At 68.5% G+C, this 17,932-nt stretch carries 15 protein-coding genes and 2 pseudogenes; 10 read left to right on the forward strand and 7 right to left on the reverse strand.

What is annotated here, in order from left to right; all coding sequences use genetic code 11:
• Window positions 1–399: 399 nt before the first annotated feature.
• Window positions 400–729: pseudogene (locus tag AB0F41_RS17280) on the reverse strand (Tn3 family transposase); the annotation flags it as partial.
• 241 nt (window positions 730–970) lie between these two features.
• Between AB0F41_RS17280 and AB0F41_RS17285 the strand changes: the two are divergent.
• From AB0F41_RS17285 to AB0F41_RS17295, 3 genes are all read left to right on the forward strand, one after another.
• Window positions 971–1,855 carry a PIN domain-containing protein gene (locus AB0F41_RS17285; RefSeq protein WP_357424821.1) on the forward strand — a complete coding sequence of 295 codons (885 nt, stop codon included), beginning with the start codon at window positions 971–973 and terminating at the stop codon, window positions 1,853–1,855.
• A 177-nt stretch (window positions 1,856–2,032) separates the two neighbouring features.
• Window positions 2,033–2,203 carry a hypothetical protein gene (locus AB0F41_RS17290; protein WP_357424823.1) on the forward strand — a complete coding sequence of 57 codons (171 nt, stop codon included), beginning with the start codon at window positions 2,033–2,035 and terminating at the stop codon, window positions 2,201–2,203.
• A gap of 513 nt (window positions 2,204–2,716) precedes the next feature.
• Window positions 2,717–3,268 (forward strand): hypothetical protein, encoded by a 552-nt coding sequence (locus AB0F41_RS17295; RefSeq protein WP_357424825.1) that lies wholly within the window; start codon window positions 2,717–2,719, stop codon window positions 3,266–3,268.
• A gap of 214 nt (window positions 3,269–3,482) precedes the next feature.
• On the opposite strand, the gene AB0F41_RS17300 is transcribed toward AB0F41_RS17295, so the two are convergent.
• Window positions 3,483–4,097, reverse strand: a complete 615-nt coding sequence (locus AB0F41_RS17300) for a maleylpyruvate isomerase family mycothiol-dependent enzyme (RefSeq protein WP_357424828.1) — start codon at window positions 4,095–4,097, stop codon at window positions 3,483–3,485.
• A gap of 65 nt (window positions 4,098–4,162) precedes the next feature.
• Here AB0F41_RS17300 and AB0F41_RS17305 point away from each other — a divergent pair, with 65 nt between their 5' ends.
• Together AB0F41_RS17305 and AB0F41_RS17310 are read left to right on the forward strand one after the other, a co-directional pair.
• Window positions 4,163–5,098: a MerR family transcriptional regulator gene (locus AB0F41_RS17305; protein ID WP_357424830.1), complete on the forward strand. Its 936-nt coding sequence runs from the start codon at window positions 4,163–4,165 to the stop codon at window positions 5,096–5,098.
• A 95-nt stretch (window positions 5,099–5,193) separates the two neighbouring features.
• Window positions 5,194–5,661 (forward strand): hypothetical protein, encoded by a 468-nt coding sequence (locus AB0F41_RS17310; RefSeq protein ID WP_357424832.1) that lies wholly within the window; start codon window positions 5,194–5,196, stop codon window positions 5,659–5,661.
• A 3-nt stretch (window positions 5,662–5,664) separates the two neighbouring features.
• Here AB0F41_RS17310 and AB0F41_RS17315 read toward each other — a convergent pair whose 3' ends face one another.
• The gene (locus tag AB0F41_RS17315; RefSeq protein ID WP_357424834.1) at window positions 5,665–6,351 is read right to left on the reverse strand and encodes a helix-turn-helix domain-containing protein; all 687 of its coding nucleotides are present in this window, start codon (window positions 6,349–6,351) and stop codon (window positions 5,665–5,667) included.
• A 132-nt stretch (window positions 6,352–6,483) separates the two neighbouring features.
• Here AB0F41_RS17315 and AB0F41_RS17320 point away from each other — a divergent pair, with 132 nt between their 5' ends.
• Window positions 6,484–7,980: an MFS transporter gene (locus AB0F41_RS17320; protein WP_357424836.1), complete on the forward strand. Its 1,497-nt coding sequence runs from the start codon at window positions 6,484–6,486 to the stop codon at window positions 7,978–7,980.
• A gap of 66 nt (window positions 7,981–8,046) precedes the next feature.
• Here the strand turns inward: AB0F41_RS17320 and AB0F41_RS17325 are convergent, their stop codons facing one another.
• From AB0F41_RS17325 to AB0F41_RS17335, 3 genes and pseudogenes are all read right to left on the reverse strand, one after another.
• Window positions 8,047–9,105, reverse strand: a complete 1,059-nt coding sequence (locus AB0F41_RS17325) for a glycerophosphodiester phosphodiesterase family protein (protein WP_357424838.1) — start codon at window positions 9,103–9,105, stop codon at window positions 8,047–8,049.
• Window positions 9,106–9,240: 135 nt separating this feature from the next.
• Window positions 9,241–9,357, reverse strand: a pseudogene (locus AB0F41_RS17330) (sugar ABC transporter ATP-binding protein); the annotation flags it as partial.
• A gap of 194 nt (window positions 9,358–9,551) precedes the next feature.
• Entirely contained in the window at window positions 9,552–11,183 is a 1,632-nt protein-coding gene (locus tag AB0F41_RS17335; RefSeq protein ID WP_357424840.1) for a DEAD/DEAH box helicase, read from the reverse strand.
• 461 nt (window positions 11,184–11,644) lie between these two features.
• On the opposite strand from AB0F41_RS17335, the gene AB0F41_RS17340 reads away from it, so the two are divergent.
• A complete protein-coding gene (locus AB0F41_RS17340; RefSeq protein WP_357424842.1) occupies window positions 11,645–12,325 on the forward strand; it encodes an NPCBM/NEW2 domain-containing protein in 681 nt (226 codons plus the stop codon).
• Here the strand turns inward: AB0F41_RS17340 and AB0F41_RS17345 are convergent.
• On the reverse strand, window positions 12,315–13,376 hold the full coding sequence (locus AB0F41_RS17345) for a TfoX/Sxy family DNA transformation protein (protein WP_357424844.1): 1,062 nt from the start codon (window positions 13,374–13,376) through the stop codon (window positions 12,315–12,317). The genes AB0F41_RS17340 and AB0F41_RS17345 overlap by 11 nt on opposite strands.
• Window positions 13,377–13,648: 272 nt before the next feature.
• On the opposite strand from AB0F41_RS17345, the gene AB0F41_RS17350 reads away from it, so the two are divergent.
• Genes AB0F41_RS17350 through AB0F41_RS17360 form a run of 3 tightly spaced genes read left to right on the forward strand, consistent with a single transcriptional unit; the run spans window position 13,649 to window position 17,908 of the window.
• Window positions 13,649–15,235, forward strand: a complete 1,587-nt coding sequence (locus AB0F41_RS17350) for an amidohydrolase family protein (RefSeq protein ID WP_357424846.1) — start codon at window positions 13,649–13,651, stop codon at window positions 15,233–15,235.
• A 1-nt stretch (window position 15,236) separates the two neighbouring features.
• Entirely contained in the window at window positions 15,237–16,454 is a 1,218-nt protein-coding gene (locus AB0F41_RS17355) for a M20/M25/M40 family metallo-hydrolase (RefSeq protein WP_357424848.1), read from the forward strand.
• A 17-nt stretch (window positions 16,455–16,471) separates the two neighbouring features.
• Window positions 16,472–17,908 (forward strand): hypothetical protein, encoded by a 1,437-nt coding sequence (locus AB0F41_RS17360; RefSeq protein ID WP_357424850.1) that lies wholly within the window; start codon window positions 16,472–16,474, stop codon window positions 17,906–17,908.
• Window positions 17,909–17,932 lie beyond the last annotated feature (24 nt).

The following is a 17,932-nucleotide window of genomic DNA, read 5'->3' on the forward strand; positions in this document are numbered from 1 at the left end:
CCGGACCAGGTGGCATCCTGGCTGCACGATGCCGGATTCGTGGTCGAGGCCCAGATGCTGCTCGACCCGGATGCGAAAGCTCAGCAAGCGATTCTTTTCGCACGCAGTAAGTCCTAACTTCTGCATATATCGGGCTCGCCACTGGCCGGGTGTGGCGGGTGATCAGCTGGCACTCCGGACGCCAGTGGGCGGGCAGCACCCGCCGACAAGCTGCGGATCGGCGTCGAGGGCGCTCCCTACGCCCTCGGCTACGTCGCCAGACCGCACTACCCGCGAGCCTGGGACCACGACTGGACCCAGGGCGGACGATCCTGTGCGGACCTGATCCCGGACATGAGGACCACCGAATGGCTCGACAGCGAGCACACGAACTGGGCCCTGGTGTAACGCCGGGACCGGTCAGAACAGGGTGTCGCGCACCCGCAGCGGCCGGTAGCCCGTCGGGCCGAGCGCGGCGAGTTCGGCCTCGATGTCGACTTCGATCGCGCCGAAGAAGTTGATGTTGGCGCTGTGCGCGGGGGAGATGTGGGCCAGGACCTCGTCGTCGATGCGGTGGCCGGCCCGGCGCATCTGGGCGACCGCGAGGCCGTAGTACTCGGTGGTCCAGGCGATCACGGCGTTAGTGGCCAAGGTCAGACACCACGCCTGCTCGGTCTGGTCGGCGAGCTGGCGGGCCCGGATCGTGCCCTCGTGGGCGTAGAGCAGATCGCGGCGCAGCGCGTGAAAGCTTCTTGAATGCGGCGAAAGACGTGCTGGAGTTCCCGAGATGCAAGTTCCTCGGGTCGATCAGATTTGCCCCTTCCGGGTCCAGCTCCAAGGGGCTTCTTCCTTAGGTACTCGCCCTCGGCCCACCTCGACACGCCGCCATCCACAGAACCAGCTCCCGCCCCGCGGTGAGACCTGGGGCCGTGTTCCGACGGATCAAGAGCACTCCACGAAACTGGTCGTCAGTAGGTGCAAGAGTGGAGCAATGAGCGCTGCCCTGCCGGACTCCTACACCCAGAGACTGCTCACCGAGCTGGACTATATCGCCGCCGCCTACAGCGAGGTTCTAAGCGCGTCGCAGATCAGAAACATTGATCCGAACCGTGGCGCGGGTGACGGGGTTGTATTCCTCGGGTTCGCCAAGTGGGGCTGGGAACCCAGCGATCCGTCCTTGGAGACCACCCGCATGGCAGTGCTGTCTCAAGTCCGCGATCTCGAACCGCGGGTGCGGCTGCTGTTCCCTCATCCGACGACACAGGTGGCAAAAAGACTCGACGCCGCGTTCAAGCACCTGAGCAGTTGGCTAGTCCGGATGAAGGGGCCGAAATCGGTTCCCGCGACCATCGAGAAGGCAAACGCGGCGATCACGGAAACAATTGCGGACCTGCGGGCGTTGATCGAGCTCGTGCCGAGCGACGAGTATGCAGTCAGGGTCGTTGTCGACACCAACGCACTGATCGACAACCCCGATCTAACCGTGTACAGGGCTGAGCTGGGCAGCAAGTATGTTGCGCACCTGCTCCCCGTGGTCCTGCGCGAAATCGACGAACTCAAACGAGGTGGCCGCAACCAGGATCTGCGTGATCGTGCCAAGGCTGCCGAGCGGCGACTCAAAGGAATCCGCAGCAACGGTGATGTCCGAGCGGGAGTCCGCGTGGCAGGGGATGTCATCGCGAAGTTCGAACACATCGAGCCCAGAAGTGCAGACCTACCCGATTGGTTGGACCTGGATGTCCCTGACGACAGGTTCGTTGCCTCGGCATTGCTGCTGCAATCGCAGCACCCGGGCTCGGCGCTGTATGCGGCCACCAGCGACATCAATCTGCAGACCAAACTGGCTGCAGTGGGACTTCCATACGTCGAGCCGTGAACCAACGGCTTCCTCGCGGCCCGGCAAGCATCAATAGCGTTGAGCCCCTACTCGTGAACGTGACTTCGATCGGACACAGCCCGCTCTGACCCGGTAACTGATAGGGGAATCCGTCCCTTCTGGACTCCCTCGAACCATGTCCTCGCCCAACCCGAACGAGGGCCACTGCTGGATCAATTGCGGACCCTGCGGCAGCAATGGGGAGTCGATGAACACCCCGGCACCCGCGCCGGTGCCGACGGCATCATCGCCGACCTTGCCACCGGCGAACTCACCCGGCCGCGGATCCACGCCAGCGAAACCGGACCGAGTGCCTCGGACGAAACAAGCGAACCGAGCCTGTTCTGACCTTCCCTTGTCGACTACTCGGGACCCAACGGCGACCACGTCCGACAAACCGTTACGAAATACCAACCGACCCCCTATTCGTGGCCTGACGTACGCGAATAGGGATTGAACGGCCGACTCCAAACCGTACGCGACCATGTGTTATCATGATCGTGACCGGGACATCTGTATCCGGATGCTCTGACTGACCACAGTCGGAGCTTTTTTCGTTTCCGCCCCCTGCCATTCGGCCGGGGGCTTTTTTTATGCCCTGTGGAGGTCGCCGTTGCTCGCCAGCCCCGCCGTCTCAGCCATCACCTCATTGGCCGGGACCAGTCTGCTTATCGTCCTTCTCGTCGCGTGCGCGGCTATCCTGATCGTGACGATCGTTGCTCTCGTCCGCGCTGACAAGCGAGATATTCCGCAGGTCTTCGGGTCGTTCGCCGCCGCTTTCGGCTTCCGCAAAACCACCCCAGCTCTTCCTGATCGCGCCCCACAGCCCGCAGCCGAGAGCCCTGGAGCCGGGGAGAATCGATGACTCGCTACCGTCACCGCACAAACCGTGTGGAGCAGCAAGCCACCGATGCCGCCGACGCACCCGGGTTCGACAAGTTCCTCCGAGAGCTCATCGAGACCCTCTCGCCCGAGCGCGCCGAACTCGTCCAACGCCTGAAGAGCGGTATGTCGCTTCGGCAGATCGCAGATACGCAGCCGAACATGACCTACGAACGGGCGCAGCGCCAGTTCTACGCCGTGCAATCGCAGCTGCGGCACCCCTCCCGCGCAATGCTGCTCGATCGCGTCCTCCGCGACCTGACCGACGACGAGATCCACGGCATCACCAGGCATTTGGAACGGATTGCGCTCCGCGATGCCGACGCCGCCCCTCTGTCCTGGTGCAAATACCACGGCTGGACCGAACCCCTCGGATTCCCGCAATGTGGCGGTTGCCCCTGCGAGGTTCCACCCGAGATCTTCGGTGACCTCGCTCCACTCGGCCGGCCACGTAAATACTGCTCCAACGCCTGCCGCCAACGCGCCTACCGCCGCCGCGTCGGCAGCCAACAACCCCCGGACAGTGCCTGAGGTTGATACGCGGCTCAAGACCACCGATTCGGGTCACTTATCGGCGGTCAGCAGCCGAGGTCGCGCCGGCCCGGAGCCTGTCCACCTGGGTGTACCTCAAATCGGCAACCGGCGCGGGCGACGAGCACGGCCCCGCAGATAGCCCGTCAAGCGTGACTCTTGTCGTTGATTCCCGGACCCGCCGACGGTGAGGGTAATTCCCACCTGGTCGGGCTCAGGCCGGGGAGATCGTCGGCACGGGTTTACGGCCGGTGAGCATCAACAGCAGCTCCGCGATCGGTGCCCGTACCGGTGTCCCGGTTCCGGCCGACCATTGCGCATCGGTCGCGATCAGCCGGTGCCCGGCGAGATCCCGCTGCGCATGGAACGGCCACCCCATCTCCCAGATCCGGTCGGCCGACCATCGCGCGGCCTGCGTCGGGATCTCCCGTTCGAGGCCGAGGGGTACCGCGATGTCCTGGCCGTGGACAATCAGGTCCATCAGGCGGTCGGTCGCCGTCGTCCCGACGGGCGTGTGCCGGAGTGTGACCAGCGCATTCAGTTCGGCGAGCAGAGTCTCCGGGGTCCTGCCATCGGCATAGCGGATGGCGGTCTCGAAGTTCATCCTCGCGATGCTCCCGCGCGCCAGGACCAGTTGCCACAGCAGCCATCCGAGCCGGGCCCGGGAGGTCAGCAGGATATGGGCGACGATATCGCGGACCCGCCAGCCCGCACACAGCGACGGATGGTCCCACTGTGCTTCCGGCAGCTCGGCCAGCAGGCCTGCCAGGCTCCGGCGTTCGGCGGCGACTGCCGCCCAGACGAGTTCTTCGGTGTGATCGCTGCTCATATCGGTACCTCCGGTGCTCGGGTCGTCTCCGGTACCGTAGGAACTCCACCCGGGTGGAGGTTCCAGTGACTGTGACGCACCTCATATATCCGCGGGACGCGGTGAGCATCGGTGAGGCTTCCCGGCGCACCGGTGTCCCGGTGCGCACCATCCGGTTCTACTGCGACGAGGGACTGCTCACCGCCTACCGCACGACCGGCGGGCATCGGGTTTTCGCACCGGCGGACCTCGACCGGCTGGGATCGATCCGGCGACTGCGGGCCGTCGGCCTGGGGTTGGCCGCCATCGCCGAGGTGCTCGCCGGTGACCAGGAGGCCGCCACCGCGATCGCCGCGGAACGCGCGGCGGTGGCGGCGGAACTCGATGAGCTGTCCTGGCGGCACGCGGTGCTGTGCGCGCTCGAGCGGGCGGAAGGTCACGACCACGCGCTGACGAGTCTGGCGGCGGTGGCCGACCGCACGGCGGCCCGCACGGCGCTGATCGATTTCTGGCGCCCGCTCCTGTCCGCCATGCCGTCGCCACTGTTCGATGATTTCGCCGAGATGGATATCCCGCCGATCCCGGCGGCGCCGGACCCCGGGCAGGTGCTCGCGTTCGCCGAGCTCGTACGGCTCGTCCGGACGCCGATATTGCGCGAGGTGATCGCCCGGCAGCTCTGGCGATCGGACGCGGAATCGATCCGCGACGAGCGCGCCCTGCTCGCCGATCTGGCCACCGCCTACGCTCCGGCCGCGAACCGGGTACTCGCCGGTGACGAGCCGGCGGCCGGGCCGGAACTGGATCTGTTCGTCGCCGCGCACGCGCGGGCGCGCGGGCGCCGGGACACCCCCGGGTTCCGGCGGAAACTGCTGGCCGGTTCGGCCGCCGGGCATCCCGCCGCGGTCCGCTACTGGACGCTCACCGCGGAGACCGTGGGTAGCCACTGCACCACCGGCGCCGTGCAGGACTGGCTGGACGCGGCGCTGCTGCGCTCGGCCGGGCCGGAGCCGGCGCGGCGGTGATCCGGGCGGATCACCGCTCCTGGTCGGTGACATCATGATTCGGTCACCGACGGTTGTCGTGCGGCCGCGCCGGGTGCCCGGGTACGCTCCGACGGGTGGGCGGGAGCAAACGAATCCGGTGGAGTGTCCTGGCCGTGCTGTGCGCGGCGGCGACACTGCCGGGCTGTGGAAGTACGGTGCCGGGCTCGGCGATCGCCGCGGAGGGTGACGGGCCCGCGGCCGCGGGGTCACCGGAGACGACCGCGATCGCCGGTCGCTGGGTCGGGACCTATACGTGTGTGCAGGGTGATACCGGGCTGACCCTCACCATCGAACCCGCCGGGCAGGCCCAATTCCGCTTCTATCCGGTGCGGACGAATATGTCCGTGGAGTCCGGAACGTTCGAGATGCGCGTGTCGTTCGAGGCCGGGCTGCCCCGGTTCGAGCAGGTCGCCTGGCTGGAACCGGCCGAGGGGTACTCGATGGTGGATCTGGCCGCGACCGAACTCGACGACCACACCATGCGCGGAACCGTGATCGCGCCGGGGTGCTCGGTCTTCAGTGTGAGCCGGGAACGGTCGTAGTCGTCAACGCCGCCGGCCGGAGGCGCACGGGCCGGCCTTGGCGGTTTTGGCCTGATCGACCTCGTCATCGGTCAGGGCGCGGACGGGAAGGTCCTGGCGCGCGACGCTGTCCGCCCGGATACCGTTCAGCGTGATCGCCATATAGCGGCGCCAGACGTCCGGGTTGATCGGTTTCGCGAACTCGGCCAGGCCGTCGACCATATGGATCATCGCGAAGAGGTCCGAGGGTTCGATATCGGGTTGCAGGACACCCGCTTCCCGGGCGCGCGCCACGATCGCCGCGACGGCGGGTTTGATCCGGTCGCGCATCCCGTGGAAGCGCTCGGTGTCCAGGTCCAGTTCGAGGATCACCTCGCTGAATCCCCGGTTGATCGCCAGATGCCGGCAGGCGTATTCGACGAACTCGACGACACCGAGCCAGGGGTCGGGGTTGGCCCGGGCGGCCTCGGCGGCGTCGGCGAAATCGCCGAGGCCCTGTTCGAAGACCTCGGTGATGAGGGCGGCCTTGTTGGCGAACCGGCGATAGACCGTGCCCACACCGACGCCCGCGTGTTCGGCGACATCGTCGAGGGTGATCTCGAGTCCGCGATCGGCGAACAGTTCCCGGGCGGCCTCGACGATGCGCTGCTGATTGCGTGCGGCGTCGGCGCGCAGCCGCCGCGGTGCGCGCAGGGTCGTGGCGTGTTTCACAGCCACATTCTAGCAACGACGGGATTATGTGGAGGGCCTTCCTCCGTTATTGTGATAGCGTTCATCAAAGCGGAGATACTTCCTCCGTTTCTCTGATCTTTCCTCCATGACCACCTTCTTTCAAGGGGCGAGATGACTACCACCATCGATCGCGGGCCATCCGCGCAGAAAACACCGACGGACAGACGCGGTTCACACGCGCTGCGCTGGTGGGTGCTCGCCGTCCTCGGCGTCGCCCAGCTCATGGTCGTGCTCGACGCGACCGTCGTGAATATCGCGCTTCCCGAGGCGCAGCGCGATCTCGGTTTCGACGATGCGAGCCGGCAGTGGGTGATCACCGGATACGCCCTGGCCTTCGGCAGTCTGCTGCTGCTCGGCGGCCGGCTCAGCGACCTCTTCGGCCGGCGCAACACCTTCATCATCGGGCTGATCGGTTTCTCGGTGGCCTCGGCCGTCGGTGGCGCGGCCACCAACTTCGAGATGCTGGTCGGGGCACGTGTCGGCCAGGGCGTCTTCGGCGCACTGCTCGCGCCCGCGGCTCTCTCGCTGCTCACTGTGACCTTCACCGAACCCTCGGAACGCGCGAAGGCCTTCGGTATCTTCGGCGCGGTCGCCGGAACCGGCGGTGCGATCGGACTGCTGCTCGGCGGCGCGCTCACCGAATGGGCGTCGTGGCGCTGGGTGATGTTCGTGAACCTGGTCTTCGCGGCCGTCGCGCTGGTCGGCGCGGTGCTGCTGCTGGCCCGGCACGCCGGGGGTGCCCGGCCGAAACTCGATATTCCGGGCACGGCCGTGGTCACCGCCGCGCTGTTCGCCATCGTCTACGGGTTCTCCCACGCCGAAAGCAACGGCTGGACCGATTCGGCCACCCTCGCCTTCCTGATCGGCGGCGCTGCCCTGCTGGCGCTGTTCGTCTGGCTCGAGACCCGGGTGGCGCATCCGCTGCTGCCGCTGCGCATCGTGCTCGACCGCACCCGCGGCGGAGCCTACCTGGCGGTGTTCGTCATGGGAATCGGGATGTTCGCCATCTTCCTGTTCCTCACCTACTACATGCAGCTGACGCTGGGCTATTCACCGATCATGACCGGCGTGGCGTTCCTGCCGATGGTGGCGGCGATGGTCGCCTCGTCCACTACCACACCCTCGCTGCTGCTGCCGAAACTCGGCCCCAAGGTGGTCGTGAGCGGTGGGTTCGTGATCGCCGCGGTCGGAATGGCCTGGCTCACCCGGATCGGTCTCGACACCGGGTACGCCACGCATATCCTGCCCGGATTGATCCTGCTGGGCCTGGGTCTGGGCGGTGCGATGTCGACCGCCTTCCAGAGCGCCACGGCCGGGGTGCGCCACGACGACGCCGGTGTCGCGTCCGCGATGATCAACACCAGCCAGCAGGTCGGCGGGTCGATCGGTACCGCGCTGCTCAGCACCATCGCGGCCTCGGCCGCCGGTGACTACCTGGCCGCGCGGACGCCGGATCAGCTCACCGTCGCGCAATCGGCCATCGAGAGTTACACCACCAGTTTCGCCTGGGGCGCAGGTATTTTCGCCTTCGGCGCGGTGGTGCTCGGCTTCCTGCTGCCGAACGCGCTCCCGGCTCCGGCCGAAGGGGAACCGGTACTCGCGCACTGAGTTCCGGTCACTCGCCCCGGTCTCGAACCGCCCGTCGCCGCATATCGCGGCGGCGGGCGGTCGGCGTTACCGCCACCGAACCGGCTCCGGCAGCGCGTATCCGCGCTCCGCCAAGAGATCTCGCAGCAGATCGGGCCGGTTCGTGATGAGCCCGTCGACGCCGAGGTCGAGCAGGGCGGCCATGGTGGCGGGGTCGTCGACCGTCCACGGCACCACCCGGATCCCGTGCCGGTGCGCGGCGTCCACCAGCGCCCGCGTGGTGAAGGGCCGGTAGCCGGGGTCGCCGCGGACACCGTCCTGCGGGTCGCCGTGGACCGGTGATACCGCGGCGACGCCCAGCGAAGCCGCGGCCGCCACATACTTCTCCGGCAGCGTGCCCGGGAAATCGTCGATATCGAGACCGCCCAGCCACGGTGAACGTCCGGGCCGGCCGTCCTGGAGGAACTGCGCGCCGTTCGTGAGCGCGACCAGCGCGAGTTCGGGCGCGAGTTCGCGCACCGAGCTGAGTGCCGCCCAGTCGAAACTCTGGATCGTGACCCGGCCGGTCAGCCGGGCCCGCCGGACCTCGTCGACGACGATGCGCGCGAAATCCGCGCGCGGCATGGTCTCCGACGGTGCGGCGGCCTCCACTTTGGTCTCGATATTGAAGCGCACCGATTCGGCGCGAGCGGCGCGCACGAGATCGAACACCTCCGACAGCAGTGGTATCGCCGCCCCGGGGGCGGTGCGCTGCCGCGGGTGGCCGGGCAACCGCCGGGAGCCGCAGTCGAGTGTCCGTACCTGGGCGAGGGTGAGGTCGCGGATGAATGTCGTTCCGGGAACGTAGGGGAACTCGGGGTCACCGGGGAAGGCGGGGGCGGTATCGGCGCACTTGGCCGGGTTCGGATCGCGGTCGTGGGTGACCACGGGGTAGCCGTCGGCGGTGATCTGCACATCCAATTCGAGTGTGCTCACCCCGAGTTCGACGGCATCGGCGAAAGCGGCGAGGGTGTTCTCCGAAACCAGTCCGAGCCCGCCCCGATGCGCTTGCAGATCGAACTCCCGCGGTGTGTCCGGCGTGCGTTCGGCGGCCGGGGCGCAACCGGCGACCAGGACCAGGAACATCAGCGTGACAACCCACCGCACAACCCCATCGTGTCCCGCCCCGCACCACCGCGTCGACCGTTCGGAGCCCGATGTTCCAACTGTCAACGACCTGGTCGGATGCGGTTCACCGGTGCGCAATCGTCCCGGTGCCGCATAGGTGGTCACTCTTCATGCCTGGTAGTGGGTGACGTACAGGGACGTCGTGGCCGGCCTGCGGTGCAGTGCGACGAAGTCCGCGCGGGTGGCGCCGCGCAGTGTGGTGTCCAGGTTGGACAGCGGCTCATCTCGGACGCCCCGCCACCGTCCATGGAACGCGATTCAGTGCAGTGCCGGCCGTCGGTGCGCTGTCGCGTCACCCGGTGCGCACGGCCGGAGCGGCCGGTCAGCGTTCGCACTCGAAGCGGCCGATGGGCAATACGCGGTCGGCCGACCCACCCGCGGGCGGTGCCGCGGGTGGGTCGGCCTGTGGTTCGGGTGCGGTCGGGTCAGCCGGTGGGCCGGGTTGCCCGGCGGGGCCGCCGCGACCCGCGCGCCGAGTCGCTGTGGTGTGCGCCGCCGGTGGCCGCGTTCCGCGAAGTGGCCGAATGCTGGTTGCCGCCCTGCTGCCGCCCGGTGGCGGCCGCGGGCTGGCGGGTCGAATGCCCGGGCGCGCCGACCCGTTTCCGGGTGCCGTCGGTGCCGTTGCCGCGGCGGGCGCCGGAACCACGTGCCCCGGCGTGCTCCACCGCGCCGGCCCGGTTGTCCGAGGTGCCGCCTTGGCCGCGACGCCCGCCGCGCGGGGCGGCGTGCTCGGCGGTCCCGCCGGTATTTCCGCCGTCCCGGCCGCGCGCCGCGGAGCCGCGTCCGCGGCCGCCACGGGAACGCCCCTGACCGCCGCCGGTGTTGCGGGCACCGTCACGTTCGGAGGCCACCGGCCGGGACTCGGCCACAACCGGTCCGGGCACCGCTCCGCCGGTGAGCGCGGTAACCGCCGGGGACGCGGCGGTCACGGATCGCGGGGCCACATCGATACCGGCCTTGCGCAGCAGCGCCGCCACATCCTTGCGCTGATCCGGCAGCACCACCGTCACCACGGTGCCTGCCGTGCCCGCGCGCGCGGTGCGGCCGGAACGGTGCAGGTAGGCCTTGTGCTCGGCGGGCGGATCCACGTGCACGACCAGTTCGAGATCGTCGACGTGGATGCCGCGGGCGGCGATATCCGTCGCGACCATCACCTTCGCGGTACCCGCGGCGAACGCCGCGAGATTGCGGTCGCGGGCGGGCTGGGACAGGTTGCCGTGCAGATCGACGGCGGAGATCCCGGCGCGCGTCAGCTCTCCGGCGAGCCGCCGGGCGTGATGTTTGGTGCGCATGAACAGGATGCGGCGGCCGTCGCCCACCGCCAGCGCCCGCACGAGTTCCTTCTTCGACGTGGCACCGTCGACCTCGAAGACGTGGTGTTCCATCTTCGGCGGCGGCGCGGCCGCGTCGTCGACCGAATGCGAGACCGGGTTGCGCATGAACCGGTTGACCAGCTTGGAAACGCCGTTGTCCAGCGTCGCCGAGAACAGCAGCCGCTGGCCGTCGGCCGGCGTGGCCGCGAGAATCCGGGTCACGCCGGGCAGGAAGCCGAGATCGGCCATATGGTCGGCCTCGTCCAGCACGGTGACGCGGACCGCGTCCAGGGTCAGTGCCCGCTGCTTCATCAGGTCTTCCAGCCGGCCGGGGCACGCGACGACGATATCCACGCCCTGCGCCAGCGTCCTGATCTGGCGGTTGACCGGAACGCCACCGAATACGGTCGTCACCCGGAGTCCGCGGATCTGGGCCAGCGGGGTGACGGTGGCCGCGATCTGGGTGGCGAGTTCACGGGTGGGGGCCAGGATCAGGCCGGTGGGTCGTTTCGGGGCTCGCGCGGTTCCGGCGAGCCGGGCCACGAGCGGGATCCCGAACGCGAGGGTTTTGCCGCTACCGGTTTTCCCGCGACCCAGGACATCGCGCCCGGTCAGGGAGTCGGGCAGGGTGGCGGCCTGGATGGGGAACGGTTCGGTGATACCGCCGGTCGCCAGCGATGCGGCGATATCGGCGGGCACGCCCAGGTCGGGGAACGACTGCGCGGCAGCAGTATGGACAGACATGTATTACGGGGGCCTTTCGGCATCGGAGGTGAAACCGCGACGTCCGTTCGGACCGTTCGTCCGCGCCTACACGAGGTGGCGGTGTCGCGGGTCCCGACGCGAAAGGCTGAGAATCCGCGACGGATAGTACGGGGGTGCGCATCGGGCGCAAGTACTACGAACACCCTACCGTACCGATCGGCCCGTTCCGATCATGGCGAACGTCACCCCGCGCCGTCGCTGCCGAAGTGAGCCGAAATCCGGCTCGGCGGCCTTCCCGTCCGGTCCGGTCCAATGAAACGTGAAAACGTGCCGACAATTTCATTGCCGGAGCGTTGCCCGGCGGGGTACTTGCGATCATCGGCTCCCCGGCGGAACAATCGAGTGAAGCGCTCCAATTCCGTAGCTCTATCTGTCGTGGTATATCTCTGCTGCGGCGCCCGACCGGGTTCCGTCGAGTTTCGTCGAAGAAGAGTGTGCGCGTGTCCAATCCAACCGAACCCACTCGCGGGCCGATCCCGCGCCCCCATTCGCTGACGACGGGCTCCGGGCCCGGGTCGTCCGGCGGCGGAGCCGAGCGCGGAGTGCTGATCGTCTCTGGTGTGGGTATCGGGTTGGCGATCGTCGGGCTGGTTGTCTCCCTGGTCGCCGGGACCGGGACCGGTGACGCGGATTCCGATACCGCACAACCGATTACGACCTCCACCTCCAGTTCGGCGTCGGTACCCCCGCCGGCGCCGCCGGCGCCCGCCGTGCCGCAGCAGTACCTGGCCGATATGTCGCCCACCAGTGGCCCGGCCTACATGGGGGCGATGACCGTGGCCGGCGCGTCCTACCCGCATTCGATTTATCAACAGTTCAGCGGCTGCGATACCGAGGTCGCCCACACCTACAACCTGAACCGCGAGTGGTCGCGTTTCTCGTCGACCGTCGGCATCGCCGACGGCGGTAATTCCCAATCGGTCCTGCAGTTCGAACTGATCGCCGACAACAAATCGATCTATAACTCCGGAAATGTCCGGGCGGGCGAGTCGCCGAAGATCGATGTGCCGGTGACGGGTGTGCAGAATCTCACCATCAGTTTCCTGTTCGTCGGCGGCAATTTGGAGAGTTGCAGCCAGGCCGGCAACGGCGTGTGGGGAGACGCGGGTCTCAGCAAATAAGGCCGCGGGCGGGCTCCGGCGGGCGGTCCAGCGCCACCGCCAGTTCCCGTTTGCGCGCGGAGGACAGGTGCCGGTAGTTGCTGCCGGAGATCGCGCAGTCCAGCGCCCACAGCATCCGCAGGTCGAGGTTCTCGCCCCCGGCCGCCCGCATCTGCCGGTAGGTCTCCACCGCACCGACCCGCCGTAACGCCTCGAAGCTGTCGATATCGGCCTTCGCGAGCCAGGCGGCGGCGTGCCGGCCGACCTGCCACTGCCGGTCGTGCCATTCGAGAATCTTCAGGTGGGCTCGGCCGCGCACGATATCGGCGGCATCCCAGATGGCGGGGCGCAGTTCGCCGGGGTCGGTGGGCGCGTCGGCGCGCTCCAGCACCGACTCCCTGGCCCGTATCGCGGTGCTCACCATGTGGTGGAACCGCCGGAAGATCTGGATCTCGCCGCTGACCCACCCGCCGGAGTGGTCCAGGTAGGTGTAGTCGGTGCCGCCGGATTCGGTGTCCAGCTGGGCGGCATTCAACGCCCAGTCGCGGCATTCCCGCGGCGAGGAGGGCCGGACCACGATTGCCTCCGCCACTCGTTCGGTATGTCCGTGCTCGGGTTCCCGATACGGCGAATGCGCGGCTCCGGCGAGTCCGCGGGTCCGCCAGCGCACGGTGCCCTCCGGTGCGGACCGTAGCGGCAGTGCGCGCCGGAGCTCGCGGGTGGCCCGGGTGGTGAGCCGCGTGCACCAGCCGGGTACCAGCACGATCGGATCGGCGGGGTCGGCCTCGAACGGGGTCGGGCTCAGGAACGGGCGATCGATCACGAGCACGGTGCCGGGGCGGGCCTGGTAGGCCAGCCCCCACAGCAGGGTGGCCAGCAGGCGCGCGCCGTGATCGTCGGAGAGCACATGCCAGGTGTAGTGGTGGTAGTTCGTGCTGAACCGGGCGGTCGTCCCCGGGCGCAACGAGATGACGGTGTGGCGACGTCCGTCCAACCGCATCGACCGGCGATGCAGTTTCAGCCCGTCACCCACCGCCCGTGCGGTCCGGGGGCGCTGTTGGAGTGTGCTCATCGCCTTCCATGAAGCCGGACGGGGTGGGCGGATTCAACAGGTTTTCGCCGCCGCGGCTCCGTTCCGGCCCGGGAGCAACCGGGCCGCGCGCCGCTCGGTGGTCTTCTATCAGCGGAGACTCGCGATAATCCGCGGTCGGGCCGGCGCGTGTCGTGAGCGTTTCCGGCCTGCCCCGGACGTAACCATCATGTTTCCTTCCTTTCCCGTTCTCTTCCGCGCGCCTGCACCCTGTGTTAGAACTCATGTCAGTTGTCATACAAATTGGAGGCACCGTGGAGGCAGCCCTTCTGATCACCGATGTCGATGTCATCGACGAAACCGGTGTCCGGACCGCTGACGTCGCCGTGGAGGGCGGCCGGATCGCCGCGGTCGGCCCGCGGCTGCCGGTCGAATCGGCCCGCGACCGGATCGACGGCACCGGACGGCTGCTGTTCCCCGGATTCATCGACCTGCACGCGCATTCCGCACTCCGCGCGTTCGACGATCCGCTGCTCACCGCCAAGATCGCGCAGGGATTCACGACCGAGCTGATCTGCCCGGACGGGCTGGGACCCGCCCCGGTCACCGACGCGACCCTGGCGAGCCGGCGCCGGTACCTGCAGGGGCTGGAACCCAGCGCGTCGGCGCCGTGGAACTGGCGCGGTACGGGGGAGTACCTGGGAGCGCTGGCCGGGGCCCGGCCAGCCGCGAACATGGTCGCCTGTGTTCCGCACAGCGCGGTCCGGGAGGCGGTGATGGGTAACGCCGACCGGCGGCCCGATGCCCGGGAGATGGCCGCGATGCGGGATCTCATCGAGGAATCGCTGGCCGCGGGCTGCCGGGCGGTCTCGTTCGGGATGATCTACGCACCCGGTCTCTACGCCGATACCGAGGAACTCATCGGGATCGCGGAGTGTGCGGCGAAGTTCGACGTTCCGCTGGTCCCGCATGTGCGCAACGAGGCGGCGGGGGTGCTCGAGTCGATCGCGGAATTCGTCCGGGTCGCCGAACTCACCGGAGCGGCGCTGCATGTCTCGCATGTGAAGCTGGTGGGCGTTCCGGAGCTGCTGGCCGACCTCATCGACCTGCTTGCCTCGGCGCAGGACCGCATCCGGCTCACCTTCGACCAGTACCCGTACGGCGCCGGCAGCACCCTGCTGAGCGCCCTGCTGCCGCCCTACGCCTTCGACGGTGGACCCACCGCGACGCTCGAACGCCTCCGCGACCCCGCCGAACGGGAACGGATGGGCCGCGATATGCATCGCGGTATCCGCGGCTGGGAGAACCTCTTCGGCGCCTGCGGGCCCGACAATATCGTCATCACCCAGGCCGGTGGCCCGCGTGCCGGGGACATGAGCAAAACCGTCGCGCAGATCGCGGGGGAGACCGGCGCGGATCCGGCGTTCGCGGTGCTGGACCTGCTCTCCGAAACCGAGCTGGACGCCGCCATGATCGACCACTACTCGGCCGAATCGGTGGTCGAGGAGATCTTCGTCCGCTCCGGTGCGATGGTCGGCTCCGACGGAGTTTTCAACCCGCATCCGCATCCGCGGCTGTACGGCACGGCGCCGAAAGTGCTCGGGCGGTTCGCGTTGCGCGAGAGCCTGATCACCCTGCCGGATGTGGTGACCCGCATGTCGGCCGGTCCGGCGCGGCTGCTCGGGCTCGACGATCGGGGCGCGGTCGCCGACGGGTTGCGCGCGGACCTGGTGCTGATCGATCCACGTCGCTACATCGACAGCGCGACCTACGCCGACCCGCACCGCACCCCCGACGGGGTGGATCTGGTGACGGTCGGCGGGACCCCGGTCTGGCGTGCGGGCGCGCATACCGGCGCGCGCCCGGGCACCGTGACCGGCGCGACCGGAAGTGAGTGCTGACATGGGCGGAACCGCCGCATTCGGCCACCCGCTGCCCGACCATCCGGATCGTGACGCGGTCAGGGGTTTCCTGTTGCGGCTGCTGGCCGCACGCAGCCCGGCCACGGCCGAACAACCCGCGGCGCGGGTATTGCGTGCGGAGCTCACCGCGCTCGGGTTCACCGTCACCGTCGACGACTGGGGCAATGTGATCGGGACCAGGAGGTTCGGGGACGGGCCGACGGTGCTGGTGGACTCTCATCTGGACACGGTGGAGGTCGCCGACCCCGGGGCGTGGTCACACGATCCGTGGGGCGAGGTGGCCGGTGGCGTGGTCTACGGCCGCGGCGCGGTCGATATGAAAGGCGCGCTGGCCGCCTGCGTCCACAGCGCGGCGATGCTCGCCGATTGCCGGCGCGGGACCCTGGTGATCTCGGGGACCGTCTGCGAGGAACTGGTCGAAGGGCCCGCGCTGAGCCGGGTACTCGAACAGGTGCGCCCCGATGTCGTGGTGATCGGGGAACCGTCGGCGAACCGGTTGATGCTCGGGCAGCGCGGCCGGGCGGAGGTCCGGGTCGAAGTGCTCGGCAGGTCGGGTCATTCGGCCTACCCCGAGGCCGGGGTGAACGCCGCCGAGGTCATGGCCGATGTGATGACCGCGCTGCGCGGGCTGGAGTTCCCTGATCACCCGGATCTCGGTCCGGCGATGATCGCGCTGACCAACCTGAAATCCGAGCCCTATCCGAATGTCTCGGTGCTGCCGGACCGGTGCACCGCCGTCTACGACCGCCGCACGGTGGTCGGGGAATCGGCCGGCGATGTGCTGGCGCCGGTCCGTGCGATCGCCGAACGCGCGGCAGGGGCGTCGGGTGCCCGCGTCCGCGTCGGCCTCGCGCACAGCGATTTCACCACCTGGACCGGAACGGCCGTACGCGCCGAATCCTTCGCCCCGGCATGGTGCTTCCCCGCGGACCGGTGGCCCGCGGCAGATGCGCTGAACGCGTTCGCCGCGGCCGGTCTGGACGCCGGCCCCGGCTACTACCGGTTCTGCACCAACGGTTCGGCCTCCGCGGGCCGCCACGGGATTCCCACCCTCGGGTTCGGCCCGGGCGATCCCGGCCGCGCCCACACCACCGACGAATGCCTCGCACTCGACGACCTGTACCGGGGCACCTACGGCTTCGCCGTCCTGTTACGGGCACTGCTCACCGCTGAAGAGTCTGCGTCCGAGCAGATCTGAACACCGAAGGATCGACAATGAACGCGACCGTTATCACCATCATGGTGGTCTATCTGGCCGTCATGATCGGGATCGGGCTGTACGCACGGACCCGCATCAAAGACGGCACCGATTATCACCTCGCCGGGCGCCGCCTGGGCGTGATGATGATGGCCGGCACCCTGGCCGCCACCGAGATCGGCGGCGGCAGTTCGGTCGGCGTGGCCAGTAAGGCCTACGGCGACTGGGGCCTGTCGGCGGGCTGGTATGTGGTGGCCGCCGGAATCGGCATCCTGCTGGTGTCGTTCGTGGCGCCCGCGATGCGCCGGACCATGGCGGTCACCGTGCCGGAGGTCATCGGGCGGCGGTACGGCCCGGCCGCGCAGACGATGTCGGCGGTACTGGGCAGCGTCGCGCTGGTGGCGCTGACCGCTGTGCAGATCACGGCGACCGCCACCATCGTGTCCACCCTGGGCGGTGTGAGCCTCACCTGGTCGATCCTGTTCACCGGGGTCGCGGTGATCTTCTACACCTGGATCGGCGGAATGTGGAGTGTCACCCTCACCGATTTCGTGCAGTTCTTCCTGATCGTGGGTGGGTTCGCTGTCGCGATCCCGTTCGCGTTGCACAACGCGGGCGGCTGGGGGTCGGTGGTGGACAATCTGCCCGAGGGGCAGCTCGGGTTCACCAAGATCGGCTGGCCCACCATCATCGGTCTCGTGGTGCTGTACTTCATGACCTTCTCCACCGGTCAGGAAGCGGTGCAGCGGTACTACTCCGCGAAATCGCCGCGGACCGCGGTGCTGGGCTCGGTGCTGTGCGGTTCGCTGATGTCGGTGTATGCCTTCATCCCCGCGGTGCTCGGGCTGATCGCGCTGGCCGTGTATCCCGATATCGATCCCAACAACGCGCTGGCCACGGTGTCGGTGGGTCTGTTGCCGCCGCTGATCGCGGGATTGCTGCTGAGCGCGGTCGTCTCGGCGACGCTGTCCAGCGCCAGCGGGAACATGCTCGGTTCGTCCACCATCTTCATCAAGGATCTGCTGCCCAAACTGGGCCGGCCGGTCACCGAGGACAACGAACTCCGCTACAGCCGCATCGCCGTGGTGGTGGTCGGGGTGCTGGCGACCCTGATCTCGCTGTGGAGTCAGGCGATCATCCCGTTGCTGGTCTTCGCGTTCACCATGCGGTCCGCCGGACCGTTCTCGGCGTTCCTGTTCGCGCTGGTGCTGAAGAAGACGAGCCGGATGGCCGGTGCGGTGTCCATCGTCGTGGGCACGGTCTGCGGATTCGGCTGGGAACTGGCGGACGAACCGTTCCAGGTCGCGGCCATCATCTTCGGCAGCGTCTGCGGCCTCGCCTCGTTCCTGCTGATCCATCTGATCGATGCGAAACGGGGCCGGCTGGTCGGCGACAGCTACGGCCCGGATGCCGAGCGCGATCCGGCGATCGCGGCGCCCGAGACCGCCCGCTGAAACGCTCTGCGCCCCGCCACCCGG

Origin of the sequence: Nocardia sp. NPDC024068 (assembly GCF_040638875.1) — a bacterium.
Classification (GTDB): domain Bacteria; phylum Actinomycetota; class Actinomycetes; order Mycobacteriales; family Mycobacteriaceae; genus Nocardia.